Origin of the sequence: Sphingobacterium faecale (assembly GCF_016746095.1) — a bacterium.
Classification (GTDB): domain Bacteria; phylum Bacteroidota; class Bacteroidia; order Sphingobacteriales; family Sphingobacteriaceae; genus Sphingobacterium; species Sphingobacterium faecale.
Genome location: NZ_JAERTY010000011.1, coordinates 177,003 through 189,906, shown reverse-complemented (window position 1 = coordinate 189,906; position 12,904 = coordinate 177,003). Strand labels below are relative to the sequence as shown.

14 protein-coding genes are annotated in these 12,904 nt (G+C 40.0%); 2 read left to right on the top strand and 12 right to left on the bottom strand.

Going from position 1 to position 12,904, the window contains the following annotated elements:
- On the bottom strand, positions 1-2,658 hold a 2,658-nt coding region (locus JKG61_RS19555; RefSeq protein WP_202104648.1), incomplete at its 3' end, for an immunoglobulin domain-containing protein.
- 27 nt (positions 2,659-2,685) lie between these two features.
- Positions 2,686-3,180, bottom strand: coding sequence for a hypothetical protein (locus tag JKG61_RS19550; RefSeq protein WP_202104647.1), 495 nt, complete (start codon positions 3,178-3,180; stop codon positions 2,686-2,688).
- Between the two features lie 423 nt (positions 3,181-3,603).
- On the opposite strand from JKG61_RS19550, the gene JKG61_RS19545 reads away from it, so the two are divergent.
- Positions 3,604-3,915 carry a hypothetical protein gene (locus JKG61_RS19545; protein ID WP_202104646.1) on the top strand — a complete coding sequence of 104 codons (312 nt, stop codon included), beginning with the start codon at positions 3,604-3,606 and terminating at the stop codon, positions 3,913-3,915.
- 80 nt (positions 3,916-3,995) lie between these two features.
- A complete protein-coding gene (locus JKG61_RS19540; protein ID WP_202104645.1) occupies positions 3,996-4,166 on the top strand; it encodes a hypothetical protein in 171 nt (56 codons plus the stop codon).
- A gap of 151 nt (positions 4,167-4,317) precedes the next feature.
- Here JKG61_RS19540 and hisIE read toward each other — a convergent pair whose 3' ends face one another.
- The 10 genes from hisIE to JKG61_RS19490 form a co-directional block, all read right to left on the bottom strand.
- Entirely contained in the window at positions 4,318-4,938 is a 621-nt protein-coding gene (gene hisIE, locus JKG61_RS19535; RefSeq protein ID WP_317192426.1) for a bifunctional phosphoribosyl-AMP cyclohydrolase/phosphoribosyl-ATP diphosphatase HisIE, read from the bottom strand.
- A 32-nt stretch (positions 4,939-4,970) separates the two neighbouring features.
- Positions 4,971-5,723, bottom strand: a complete 753-nt coding sequence (gene hisF / locus JKG61_RS19530) for an imidazole glycerol phosphate synthase subunit HisF (RefSeq protein ID WP_202104643.1) — start codon at positions 5,721-5,723, stop codon at positions 4,971-4,973.
- Between the two features lie 2 nt (positions 5,724-5,725).
- Positions 5,726-6,478 carry a 1-(5-phosphoribosyl)-5-[(5-phosphoribosylamino)methylideneamino]imidazole-4-carboxamide isomerase gene (locus JKG61_RS19525; protein WP_021071376.1) on the bottom strand — a complete coding sequence of 251 codons (753 nt, stop codon included), beginning with the start codon at positions 6,476-6,478 and terminating at the stop codon, positions 5,726-5,728.
- Positions 6,479-6,575: 97 nt separating this feature from the next.
- Positions 6,576-7,166 (bottom strand): imidazole glycerol phosphate synthase subunit HisH, encoded by a 591-nt coding sequence (gene hisH, locus JKG61_RS19520; protein ID WP_202104642.1) that lies wholly within the window; start codon positions 7,164-7,166, stop codon positions 6,576-6,578.
- A 26-nt stretch (positions 7,167-7,192) separates the two neighbouring features.
- A complete protein-coding gene (gene hisB, locus JKG61_RS19515; protein ID WP_202104641.1) occupies positions 7,193-8,332 on the bottom strand; it encodes a bifunctional histidinol-phosphatase/imidazoleglycerol-phosphate dehydratase HisB in 1,140 nt (379 codons plus the stop codon).
- A 7-nt stretch (positions 8,333-8,339) separates the two neighbouring features.
- Positions 8,340-9,392 (bottom strand): histidinol-phosphate transaminase, encoded by a 1,053-nt coding sequence (gene hisC / locus JKG61_RS19510; RefSeq protein WP_202104640.1) that lies wholly within the window; start codon positions 9,390-9,392, stop codon positions 8,340-8,342.
- Positions 9,393-9,446: 54 nt separating this feature from the next.
- Positions 9,447-10,358, bottom strand: coding sequence for a ribonuclease Z (locus tag JKG61_RS19505; protein WP_202104639.1), 912 nt, complete (start codon positions 10,356-10,358; stop codon positions 9,447-9,449).
- Between the two features lie 3 nt (positions 10,359-10,361).
- Complete coding sequence (locus JKG61_RS19500) at positions 10,362-10,736, bottom strand: STAS domain-containing protein (protein WP_202104638.1); 375 nt, start codon at positions 10,734-10,736, stop codon at positions 10,362-10,364.
- Between the two features lie 12 nt (positions 10,737-10,748).
- Complete coding sequence (locus tag JKG61_RS19495) at positions 10,749-11,693, bottom strand: phosphoribosylaminoimidazolesuccinocarboxamide synthase (RefSeq protein WP_202104637.1); 945 nt, start codon at positions 11,691-11,693, stop codon at positions 10,749-10,751.
- A gap of 30 nt (positions 11,694-11,723) precedes the next feature.
- The gene (locus tag JKG61_RS19490; RefSeq protein WP_202104636.1) at positions 11,724-12,710 is read right to left on the bottom strand and encodes a PhoH family protein; all 987 of its coding nucleotides are present in this window, start codon (positions 12,708-12,710) and stop codon (positions 11,724-11,726) included.
- Positions 12,711-12,904: the final 194 nt, after the last annotated feature.

The window sequence follows — 12,904 nt, the reverse complement described above, 5'->3', positions numbered from 1 at the left end:
TGTGATAACACCCGCCCCGCTAACGATACTCCACAGACCTGTACCGACAACAGGAGCATTTCCTGCTAAAGTAAAGCTCGAAACATTACAGTTTTCCTGATCAGCACCTGCAACAGCTACCGTAGGCAATGGAGTAACCACAACGTTAGCCTCTTCCGACAGAATCGAACAGTTACCGTTAGATACTCTAACTCTTACCTTACCTCCATTATAAGCTAAAGAAGCTCCAGTAAGTGTGAGTGCACTTCCATTGATAGTGATTTCATCATAGGCGGCACTTGGTAAAGCACTCCATGTTGTTCCATTATAATATTCCCAAGCATAGGTTAAATTATTACCTGTAGCTGTCACCGAAACTGAAGCTGTACTTCCTTCACAAAGAATTAAATCTTGAGGCTGTGTTGAAATCTTCGGTCCCTCTATAACGTTCACCGTAAAAGGTACGCGTTCCCCAATACAAGTCGTCGTCCCTTGAGCTACCCAATATTCCTTAGATTGAGCAGCTGCCGTTGAGGGACGCAGATTAGATACATCTAATGGTGTTGTAGATGTTGCAGTTTCATAGAAAAACAGTTGATATCCAACAGTAGAAGCCATTACCAAACTACTCAACAAAGGAGTTTCGTCACCAATACAATACGTAGGATTTGTAACATTAGGTGTTCCTTCTATAGAAGCGACCTTAATCTTGAATATAAAGTAACACGTACTTCCCGTGCCTCTCGGAGGAACCCCATAATAGGTACCGGAAACAGCTGGAAACGGTGTGTTATTGTTATACAAAACTCCTGTTCCCTCAAAAGTAGTCGTATTTATTCCTGAATAAAACTGAGTTCCTGCAGGGAATTGATTTCTTATTTTTGATACAGGGATACTATTATTTTCAATTTCATTCTCACAAAAAAGAATTTCTTTATTCCCATACTCATTTCCTTCGCAATTTGCACTGGTCGGATTAATTTTAAGTTGTACAGGACTACCTATTGGTAAATTGTTACAAAACGTATTAGTTTGATAACCAAAAATAAAATCTCCTGCATCTCCCAAAGAAGTTCCAGTTATACTTCCTTTTCCAGAAACATTTCCATCCAAAATAACGAAAGCTGGACATCCAGTATTACTTAATAGATAACAATCTGCGGTTACCTTTATTCGTAAAGTCAAAGTAGCAAGTACTGTATTAGCATTTGCGGGTTTAGGCAAATTCCCTAAATTCCAAGTGACTATACCAGTTTGTGAATTAAAACTTGGAGCCGAAACAGGGGTAACCGTCGCATGATGAACTTCAGAACTTGAAACATACGAAGCCGTGTAAGGCATCGGAATATTCACTATAGCATTTTGGATAGCCTCATTCCCAGTATTTCTAATTTCAATTTTATAAGTAAGAATGTCATCTGGTACTGCTTCTAAAGCAGGGGCATGTTGATCAGTAATTGCTTGACCACCTATATGAGTCAACGTAGTATTGGGCTCAACTTCTGGGACATATGCATCAACAGCAAACACCATATTGAAAATAGCATAGGTGTCCCCATTACTTCGATACCTAAATGCTGTTTTTGTATCATTATTATCTATAAACTTATTATTCGTATTGTCAATATTAACAAACCCAATATCAATCCCAGTATTATTCCGATAATTTGGAGATCGAGTATTTCCTCCTGTATATATTGACGAGTTGAAAAAATTACTTTTAGAAGGAGATACTCCCCCATTTAGTAGTTCCTCCCAATGGCTATTGGTATTAAGATTACCTGTTGCATTTCTAAGTTTAATACCGAAATAATCACCCGTATTATCCACGTCGCCTTCTCCGGCCATAATTCCGAGTTTTACTTTTACATCACCAGATTGTGTTGCTCTAAAACCATCTATTTCCAACTTGTGAGTTCCGTTTGCAGGACCCGAGACATGCGCATACCCGTCAAAAACAGTAATATCTCGCCAAGCCATGTTAGGGTTCTCATATATAACAACCATTCCCCATCCGCCAAAGTTACCCGTTCCATCTGATAACCCTGCTTTTGTTGCTATATCGGCAACCACGTAAGTACCCACTCCAGCATTTGGCAAATCTTTCACATATTGAGTGATATCGGCAAACCCAGCATACATTTGCCTATACCGAGCGTCATTACTAGTTGAATAAAAAATATCGCCACTCAGCGCCTGTATAGAAACATATGCTGAACTACCTGGCACTTTTAATCTAACTTTCCTTTTATCTAAGATCTTATTACCAATTTGCACTTCAAAATTCTCCTCACTAGGTCCCGCTCTTCCAGTCCAATACAAACCAGCCCACACAATTTTAGTACAAGGAAGGCTAATTCCGTTGCCATACTCTAAATTTGCTGAGGATGAATTAGTGGTACTTGCGTCATTATCAATGTCCACAAATTTCATCCAACTATTACCATTATCAGTCGTATTAGAATAGGTTTCTAACGTCAAATTCGTGTTGCCCAACATCGTAAAATCACCCTTTACATTATAAAACTTCTTTTCTGGAGCTGTTAAAGGAGCCCTTGGAGCAAAGGGCTTATGTATCTGTGCCACTACATTTCCCGACACTAATACCATAATAATAAAAACTACTGTTAGTCTAAAATTCGAGACTATATTTCTCCACATTTGATTTGGATTTTTCATATCACATTTCATTTATCCGTGATCAACTTATTCTGAGTCAACTTGTCTTGTGTAGACATAGTGCCAAGGATTATCGGGTAATCCTTTAACCTCAGTTAACCAACTACCTAAATCACCTATACCCAAAATCAGATAAACATATTCTAAGCTTGGTAGCTTATCCAACAGGTTCTCTTTTACGGTTAATAGATTTGCTTGACTTACATTTCTAATTACAACGAGTTTTGTCTTTTCAAAATTCCATGTACCAATAGCTTCTTTCAGAACTGTAGGAGGTACTGCATGCTTTAAATCCAAATCTATGACTGCTATAGCATCCTCCCCTTTTTTCTGTTCTCTCTCGCCACTTAAGAAATAAATTGTAGTATTGTTGAAAAGCAGTTGATCAAAAGATTTTGACGTAGACCGTACTTCTTCGATTGAATTTATAGTTTGTCCCTGCACCACATTAGTAAGAAAAAGAAATACGCACGTTAGAATTGTTTTGGTTCTCCAATCCAGTTTTTTAATTTTAGTTTTCATAACTTTCATATTTTAGCGATGCCAATCTAGCATCCAATTTGTTTGGCAATTGAAGTAGAGCATCTAGGCTCCGCCTCGCTTGTTTATTTCTTAGTTAAATTCTCATTTGGCTTGTAAATCACATCTTCATTTTGAAGCAATATTCGGGTCTGATTTACGGTGCGAAGTTTGTAATAAAAAGGCAGGTTCAAAGTCTATATAAGTAGACAGGTAAGGGTACAACATCTCAAAATAGAGGACAAAAAAAGAGAAAAACAGGTATAAGGCAAGTGGACACCAAACAAATAAACATCTACAAAACAAATACTTAAACAAATCACTTAGAGGACAATCTACAGGTACATTAAAAAACAGCAAAATGACACGGAGGGTAGGCAAAACTATCCTTGCTATAGAGCCTAAAACAGGCATAGACTATCCTTTTTGCTACCCAAAATTGTACTAATATTCCGGCAGACAAATCTGGACAACCAACTTACACACTTAGCAGGCTGGTACCTTAGTGTTATGGCTATTTTGGTTCCAGCCGATACATCTTGTGGAGCTTCCGTTCAATCAACTGAGGCAAACGATACATCAAGTGACGCATACGATACATCGAATAGCACAGATGATAGATCAACTGGAGCAATCTATCAATCAATTGGTGTAGGAGATGGGGCAACTGGCCAGTCCATATATCGAGCAGCACAAATGATCAATCAACTGAAGCAATCTATCGATCAAGTAGTGTAGGCGATGGATCAACTGGGCTAGTCTAAACATCGAGCAGCACCGACTATAGATCAACTGAAGCAATCTATCGATCAAGTGGTGTGGGAGATGGATCAACTGGGCCAGTACATACATCGAGTAGTCTAAACGATCAATCAAGTGAAGCAAACTATCGATCAAGTAATGTAGCGGAGGATCAACTGGGCCAGTCTATGCATCGAGCAACACAGACTATGGATCAACTGCAGCAATCTTTTGATCAAGAGATGTAGGAGATGGATCAACTGACGCAGTCTATTCAACGGACAGCTCAAAAGAAGGATCAAAAGTGGCTAATAAGTGGAATTTTGATAAAATAAAAAACCTCTAGTCAATGGGTTAACTGACTAGAGGCACTTCAAAAAAGCCACAGAAGCAGCGGCTCTATTTATGCCGTTCTTCTAAATTTTTCGCTATCGTTTCGAGGGAGAAACCTTTTTCACGGATTAAAACAAGCAAATGGAAAATCAAATCGGAAGTCTCGTCCACGAACTCTTTGTCCGTCTGTGCTAAGGCAGCGATTACTGTCTCTACAGCCTCCTCGCCTACCTTCTGGGCGATCTTATTTAATCCTTTATTTCTTAAATGATTTACGTAAGACTCTTCTGAAGGAAACTCATAGCGTTGTGCTATAATACGTTCCAACTCCGTGATAAAATTATTGCCGTACCCAGTAGCAAAACAGCTTCTATTCCCTGTATGACAAGTGGGGCCTGCAGGCAGAGCTTTTATAAGAATAGTATCCTGATCACAATCAACGTGAAAGCTCTTCACCCATAGAAAATTGCCGCTTTCCTCGCCTTTGGTCCAAAGCCTATTTTTCGACCTCGAATAAAAGGTAACTTTTTTGTCCTTTTGTGTTTTTTCCCAGGCTTCTTCATTCATATAACCCAACATAAGTACCTCTAATGTTTGGACATCTTGAATAATTACAGGAACAAGTCCATCTCCCTTTTCAAAATCTATCATTGCCTTAGTATTTTTATTCTTTGCGTATTTGCAGATATGCGAATCCACAAATTTGCCTATTTGTCTTATTACCGTACTGCTATGCCTTCAGCTCGTAGTTTGCTTTTTAATTCAGGGATTAATATTTCCCCATAATGAAATACGGATGCAGCTAATGCGGCATCCACATTGGCCTGTTGGAATACATCGACAAAATGTTGTTCATTCCCAGCTCCTCCCGAGGCAATCAATGGAATATGTATCAATTGGTTGATCCGTTGCAAAAACAGATTGTCAAAGCCATTTTTCGTACCATCGTGATCCATTGAAGTAAGTAATATCTCTCCAGCACCTCTGCTTTCTGCCTCTTTAATCCACTCTTCTGTATGTATATCGGTCTTCTCCCGGCCCCCGCGTAGGTGTACGTAATTGCTTCCATCGACCAATCGCGTATCTACTGCGACAACGACAAACTGAGAACCAAAGGTTTTTGCGAGATCATCGATCAACTGCCTGTTTCTAACCGCAGCAGAATTGATAGAGATCTTGTCTGCTCCACTGTTTAGCAGTATCTCTGCATCTCTTAATTCGTTGATACCTCCACCGATTGTAAACGGAATATTTACCTGTCTGGCGACCGACTTAACAAGATCAATTGTCGTTTTACGTCCTTCGTGGGTAGCAGTGATATCTAAAAAGACGAGTTCATCAGCTCCCTGCTGCGAATATTGCCATGCAAGTTCTACCGGATCACCGGCATCACGAAGATCGACAAAGTTCACCCCTTTAACCGTCCGACCGTCCTTGACATCCAAGCAAGGTATGATACGCTTAGCAAGCATAACTAGAACTTAATTAACGTTTTTAGATTCCAATCCTTGATTTCCTCGATAGAGATTTTATTTTCATAGATGGCTTTACCCACTACACAGGATTCCAAGCCTCCCAACTCATTGAGATTCTCTAGATCTTTCATCGAAGATATTCCTCCTGAACCGATCAGTTTTATAATCGGAGAATGCGTCAAGAGCTTTTTATACAGCTCGATACCTGCTCCACCCATCTTGCCATCTTTCGATATATCTGTACACAGGAAACGGAAGAATCCTAAGGCAAGACATTTATCGATATATTCGATAAGTTTGATCGGAGAACTTTCCAACCAGCCGGAATATTTGATTACCTCATCCAAGACATCAATAGCGATAACAATACGGTTGGCATATTTCACACGACCTTCATTCAGTTTGCTCAGCTCTTCGAGAAAAGAAGGATTGGTGATGGCTTGTGTACCTACAATAACACGGAACACCCCTGCATCAATAAGTTCTTTTACCTTTTCAATGCTACGCACCCCTCCCCCATACTGTACCTTCATATCCGTACGGCGGACAATATCAAAAAGATACTCTTGATTAGAGAAATCTCCCTTAGCGCCGTTGAGATCAATGATATGTACCATTTCAGTACCATTGGCATGGTATTTTTTGATCTGATCTTCTAATGAAATATCATAGGTGGTGACATCTTCATAAGAGCCTTCTCTCAATCGCACTACCTTCTTGTCTAAAACATCAATCGCTGGAATGATATACATAGTAAAGTAAAAATTAAAAAGTTTAATGTTTAAAAGCCTATCCTCCCCCTTACCTTATGTTAGGCCTTGAGTTACAAAAATAGTCTTTAATTTTTATTTATATTTTAGAAAAATTCTTTAATAACTGTTCGCCATACTCGCCGGACTTTTCTGGATGAAATTGCACCCCATAAAAGTTATCTTTTTGAATAGCTGCTGCATATACAATACCATAGTCGCAGGTGGCACCGGTAAATATCGGACTATGTTCAATAAAGAAAGAATGCACAAAATAAAAGTAACTATTCTCGGGGATGCTGGTAAACAATGGACAATTGGCCTCTGCCTTTACATTATTCCAACCCATATGTGGTGTCTTAAGCAATATGTGGTTTTTAAAGTTTAAAGTTTTCAATGGAAAAACCGAAAGAAGCGTGGCATCTCCTTCTTCAGAATGGGAAGTTAGCAACTGCATGCCCACACAGATCCCTAGTACAGGTTTATGTAAGGATAGAATCGTATCCACTAGCCCTGTCTCTTCGAGCTTTCGCATAGCTGTTCCAGCATGGCCTACTCCAGGAATTATGATACGATCATACTGATCAAAGTCTTCTTTACTATTAATCATACCGTATTCAACGTGGATCCGATCCAATGCTGCAGTCAGTGAAAAAATATTACCTGCACCGTAGTTAACTATACCTATCATTTTTATCGATTACTCAATTCTCATCACTATAAGACCCCTTTTGTGCTTGGCAACTGCATGTTTTCTGCATCCCTGCGTACAGCCTTTTTAATAGCCTTCGCAAAGGCTTTAAAAATAGCTTCTATTTTATGATGTTCATTATCGCCTTCTGCCTTGATATTTAAGTTAGCTTTGGCAGCATCCGAAAATGATTTGAAGAAATGAAAGAACATTTCTGTAGGCATATCTCCGATTTTCTCTCTTTTAAACTCGGCATCCCATACAATCCAGTTGCGGCCACCAAAATCCAGAGCCACCTGTGCCAAGCAATCGTCCATAGGTAACGTATACGCATAGCGTTCAATACCACGTTTATCCCCTAGAACTTTCAAAAACACCTCACCCAATGCTATACCAGTATCTTCGATCGTATGATGCTCGTCAATATGCAGATCTCCCTTAGCGTGTACTGTCAGATCAATAGCACCATGTCTTGCAATCTGATCCAGCATATGATCGAAAAATGGTAACCCCGTATCGATATCGGCTTTTCCTGAACCATCCAGATTGACTTTGATATAAATATCGGTTTCATTCGTCTTTCTGTGATGCTCCCCGATCCGAGTGCTCAGCTTCAAAAACTCATATACAGCTTTCCAGTCCGAAGTTTCCAGCGCTATACAATCATTTGCTATTTCAACCTGCTCGGCTTTACCTAGTTCATCGTTATTACGTAACCAAATCGCTTTCGCCCCTAGATTCTGAGCCAGCCTTACATCGTTGACGCGATCACCGATGACGAAAGATTCAGCAAGGTTATACTTCGCTTCGTCAAAATATTCAGATAGCATACCTACACCTGGCTTACGGGTTGGCGCATTTTCATGAGGGAAAGTTTTATCGATATGTTCTTTTGCAAAAATGACACCTTCGGTCCTAAAAGTATCCACAACAAAATTATGTACCGGCCAAAAATTCTCTTCGGGATGCGAAACGGTACCTAGACCATCTTGATTGGATACTAAGATCAGCTCAAAATCCAATTCCTGAGCAATACGTGGAAGATATTGCAAAGCGCCCGGATAAAATTTCAACTTTGCAAAGGAATCAATCTGTTCATCTTCGGGTTCAAGAATAAGTGTTCCATCCCTATCAATAAACAAAACTCTCTTTATATTATCTCTCATAATTAATTTAGCTGTAAAATTGTTTAATGGCCTCGATCAATTTTCTATTATCTTCGGTAGTACCTACGGTAATACGTAGACAGCCCTCACATAATTCCACCTTGGAGCGATCCCGTACGATGATTCCCTGATTGACTAGGAAATTATACAATTCTCGTGGTTCTTCTAATTTAGTCAGGATAAAATTGGCGTCGGATGGGGTAATATGAGCAATCTGCTTTATAGCGGAAAGCTCTTCTATCAACAGCTCCCTTTCTGCAACAGTCTGTTGAATCCAACTATTTACTATATCCACATTCTCTAGCGCTTTCAACACCAAATCTTGAGTCGCTTGATTAATGTTATAAGGAGGTTTTATCTTATTGAATACCTGAATAATCGCTTTGTTAGCAAAGGCCATTCCTAAACGCAACGCCGCTAGGCCCCACGCTTTGGATAGCGTTTGAAGAATAACCAAATTGGGATACTCAGTCAATTCCTGCGTAAAGGAGCGCTGCTTCGAGAAATTGATATAAGCCTCATCAATAACAACTAATCCTTTGAAATGTGTCAGAATCGTCTCGATATCTTTGCGGTTTATGCTGTTACCGGTCGGATTATTGGGCGAACAGATAAAGATCATCTTGGTATGCATATCCAATGCCTCAGCAATACCGTCCAAATCCAATTGGTAATCGGCAGTAAGATTGACTTTACGTATCTGTATATCATTGATATTGGCAGACACTTCATACATACCATAAGTAGGAGGTACTAAAATCACATTGTCAACGCCAGGCTTACAAAAAGCCCTGTATAAGATATCGATCGCTTCGTCACTTCCGTTGCCTAAAAAAATATGGTCTGCTGGCACACCTTTAATTTTAGCCAGCTTTTCTTTCACTTGATGCTGCAAAGGATCTGGATAACGGTTGTAATGATGATCCAATGGTGAACCAAAAGCATTTTCATTAGCATCTAGTAATACAGATGCTTCTCCTTTAAATTCATCTCTTGCAGAGGAATAAGGGACTAGTTTTTTGATATTGTCCCTTAGTAGGTTATCTAAGTTGAAAGACATATTTTTTGTCCATTAAAATTGAGGTGTAAAGATGGTTAAAAATTTAGAGAATCACTAAACTTTATACCAATTACCCTCAAAAGAAAGGACACTTTCATCAAATACGGCTTTTGCCTCTTCCAAAAGAGGGGTCAAATCTTTATAACGGGCTGAATAATGCCCCATTAGGAGCTGCTTTACTCTTGCTTGTACAGCGACCTGAGCAGCCTCCAAGCAGGTACTATGAAGGGTCTCCACTGCTCTGTCTAAAAGGCTATGCTCAAAAGTGGTTTCATGATACAAAAGATCTACTTCATGTATAGCATCCATATAGCCCGCAAAAGCACGTGTATCCGAACAATAAGCATAGCTTCGAGACGGTGGCGCAGGCTTGGTCAACTCTGTCGCCCGATATACAGTACCATCTGAATCGGTACAGTCTATACCTTTTTTTAACTGTTGAAAGAAAACAGTCGGAATATTCATTCCTTCTATCTTTTCTGAGATTAAAGACGCTGCCCGAGCTCCTTCATCAAATCGAAAACCGGTAGTAGGCACGCGATGTAACAATGGAAACGACCGTACCGTCAACATCTGTGACTTCATAATTATCTCAGCACTATCCGGATTCGTTGGATGAAAATGTAAATTGTAGCGCAAAGTAGTATCAGAATGTCTGAATTGTAAGTTTAGGATATCTATAAGCGGCGCAGGTCCGTGCAAATGCAATTCGGACTTACGTCCGTTGAGATTCATGGAAGACAATAGCCCTACTAGCCCTAAATAATGATCGCCATGGAGATGGCTAATAAATATACGGGATATTTTATTGCTCTTAATACCATAGCGATGCAGTTGCATCTGCGTCCCCTCTCCACAATCAATAAGAAATAACTGCTCATTAAAATTCAGAACCTGTGCTGTAGGATGGCGTTCGTAGATGGGAGTAGCAGAGCTATTTCCTAGAACCAGGATTTCAAACCGCATTTGCTATTTACCCCCTATTAAATCGCGCTGAATCTCATTACCAAATATAAGATCCTCCGCTTCAGTAAGGTTTTTAACAATCGTAAAAAATCCATCCAGGTGGGCGACTTTCAATATATGTTTTACAGAAGGCGTCAACCCAGTGATAATAAACAATCCTTCTGCTCCTTGGCACAATCTATCGGCCAACAACCCCATACGCACGCCTTCTTCGCAGATATCCTGAACCTGCGACAAATCCAGTACAATATTACGTTGTCCAGATGTATTACGAAGCATAAATTCGCCCTTCAGAAATGCTGCCGCAGCAGCATCTAAATTAGAAATAAGTGGCTCGATAACAACGTATCGCTCGTGCTTATCAATAGTGTAACGCATATTTTATTCTCTTTATAACTTTTCCAACGCAGCGCCAACGTTGCGCTCAACACGTGTCAAAACATTTTCTTCAGCGGCCTCTTCAAAGCGTTGTCCGGTAATATACTCATAAAGTTCGATATATCGTGCAGATATTGCAGCCACAATCTCATCAGTCATTGTGGGTACCTGCTGACCTTCTCTACCCTGGAATCCGTTTTCTATCAACCATTGCCGCACAAACTCTTTGGAAAGTTGCTTTTGTGGCTCAGCAGCAGTCTGCCGCGCTTCATACCCCTCTGCATAAAAATAACGGGAAGAATCGGGTGTGTGAATCTCGTCTATGAGATAGATCTTCCCGTCTTTCTTTCCGAACTCATACTTTGTATCTGCTAATATAAGTCCTCTTTCAAGCGCAATATCTACACCTCTTTGATATAACTTATGTGCATATTTTTCCAACTGTTCATAGTCTTCCGTACTTACGATCCCCTGCTTCAAGATTTCCACTTTAGAAATATCCATATCATGTCCCACGGCAGCCTTTGTAGTCGGCGTAATGATAGGCTTAGGCAATTTATCATTTTCCTTTAATCCTTCAGGTAGCGTCACTCCGCAGAGTTCCCGCCCACCATCACGATAAGTCCGCCAAGCATGTCCAGAAAGATAACCACGTACGACCATCTCTACTTTAAAAGGTTCGCAGGCATACCCAATCGTCACCGACGGATCTGGAACTGCAATTACCCAATTGGGCACGATATCAGCCGTTGCCTTCAAAAATTTGGCAGCAATTTGATTCAAAACCTGCCCTTTAAAAGGAATAGCTCGAGGAAGCACTACATCAAATGCAGAAATACGATCAGACGCTACCATTACTAAATATTTATTATCAATGGTATATACATCCCGCACTTTACCCCTGTAAAAAGCTGTCTGTTTATTAAAATTAAAATGGGTTTCGTTTATTGCACTCATCGTAGTAATCGCCCTGGTATATATTTTGTGTTAATTATTATTAGTATTCAAGTCTCCATAAGCTTCCAATATACGTCTCACTAGTTTGTGTCTGACCACATCGCTTCCAGTAAGGTATACGATATCAATCCCGCTGATATTGTCTAGTATTTTAACAGCTGTCGCTAGCCCGGACTGTGACTTTTTAGGAAGGTCAATCTGAGTCAAGTCTCCTGTTACAATAAATTTAGCCGTTGGCCCCATGCGGGTTAAAAACATCTTAAGCTGCATGTCTGTTGCATTTTGTGCTTCATCCAAAATCACGAAACAATTGTCCAACGTACGACCCCGCATAAAAGCTAAAGGCGCAACCTCAATAGTACGGTTCTCTAAATAACCTTTTAATTTTTCGGCAGGAATCATATCGTCCAATGCATCATACAGAGGCCTTAAGTAAGGATCTACTTTTTCTTTTAAGTCTCCAGGTAAAAACCCTAGATTCTCTCCTGCTTCTACTGCAGGTCTGGTTAGAATGATACGCTTAATCTCCTTATTACGCAATGCTCTAACCGCCAGCGCGACGGCAGTGTAAGTTTTTCCGGTACCGGCCGGCCCTACCGCAAATAGAATGTCATTCCTATTGATACTGTCTACCATCTTGCGCTGATTGGGTGTACGGGCACGAACAATCAACCCATTGGGCCCATATACAATGGGCTCCCCCTTCAGCGCAGCCTGTTGTCCTTCCCCTTGTTTTTCCTTATCAATCAAACTTTTTTCATTCGGAGGAATACCCAACAACTCTTCCAGTTCCAACGCTCCCAACGCATTATACTTGATTACATGTTCCATAATCGCTGAAAATACAGACTCAAACGAACGTTGTTCTGTTTCTTCCCCTAGTACTTTCAGTTCGGTTCCCCTCGCAACCAAACGTAGCTTCGGAAATCTATTTTTAATAGATTCAAAATTTTCATTTTGAGCTCCCCACAGAGAGACCAGATTAACATTCTCCAGATTGATGATTAATTCGCTCAAATTATTATGGTTTTTAGTTTAAAATGTCACGTGTACTATGACTTGCTTTTAAAATTTATCACATTGAGTTTCATTCGTGTCTCTTTTATTCTCAATAGCATCCCCCCTCATCTCAGCCAAAGGGGGTGTAATTCATCCGACATGGACATTTCAGCAGATAAATATAGATAAGATTTTCAATTTGTATAATGTAA

What these genes read in the sequence shown, in the direction of transcription:
- hisH (WP_202104642.1), bottom strand. Translation starts at nt 7,166, where the DNA reads ATGATAGGTATAGTTAACTACGGTGCAGGTAATATTTTTTCACTGACT.
- hisC (WP_202104640.1), bottom strand. Translation starts at nt 9,392, where the DNA reads ATGTCTTTCAACTTAGATAACCTACTAAGGGACAATATCAAAAAACTA.
- JKG61_RS19525 (WP_021071376.1), bottom strand. Translation starts at nt 6,478, where the DNA reads ATGTATATCATTCCAGCGATTGATGTTTTAGACAAGAAGGTAGTGCGA.
- hisB (WP_202104641.1), bottom strand. Translation starts at nt 8,332, where the DNA reads ATGAGAGATAATATAAAGAGAGTTTTGTTTATTGATAGGGATGGAACA.
- JKG61_RS19500 (WP_202104638.1), bottom strand. Translation starts at nt 10,736, where the DNA reads ATGCGTTACACTATTGATAAGCACGAGCGATACGTTGTTATCGAGCCA.
- hisF (WP_202104643.1), bottom strand. Translation starts at nt 5,723, where the DNA reads ATGCTTGCTAAGCGTATCATACCTTGCTTGGATGTCAAGGACGGTCGG.
- JKG61_RS19505 (WP_202104639.1), bottom strand. Translation starts at nt 10,358, where the DNA reads ATGCGGTTTGAAATCCTGGTTCTAGGAAATAGCTCTGCTACTCCCATC.
- JKG61_RS19495 (WP_202104637.1), bottom strand. Translation starts at nt 11,693, where the DNA reads ATGAGTGCAATAAACGAAACCCATTTTAATTTTAATAAACAGACAGCT.
- JKG61_RS19550 (WP_202104647.1), bottom strand. Translation starts at nt 3,180, where the DNA reads ATGAAAACTAAAATTAAAAAACTGGATTGGAGAACCAAAACAATTCTA.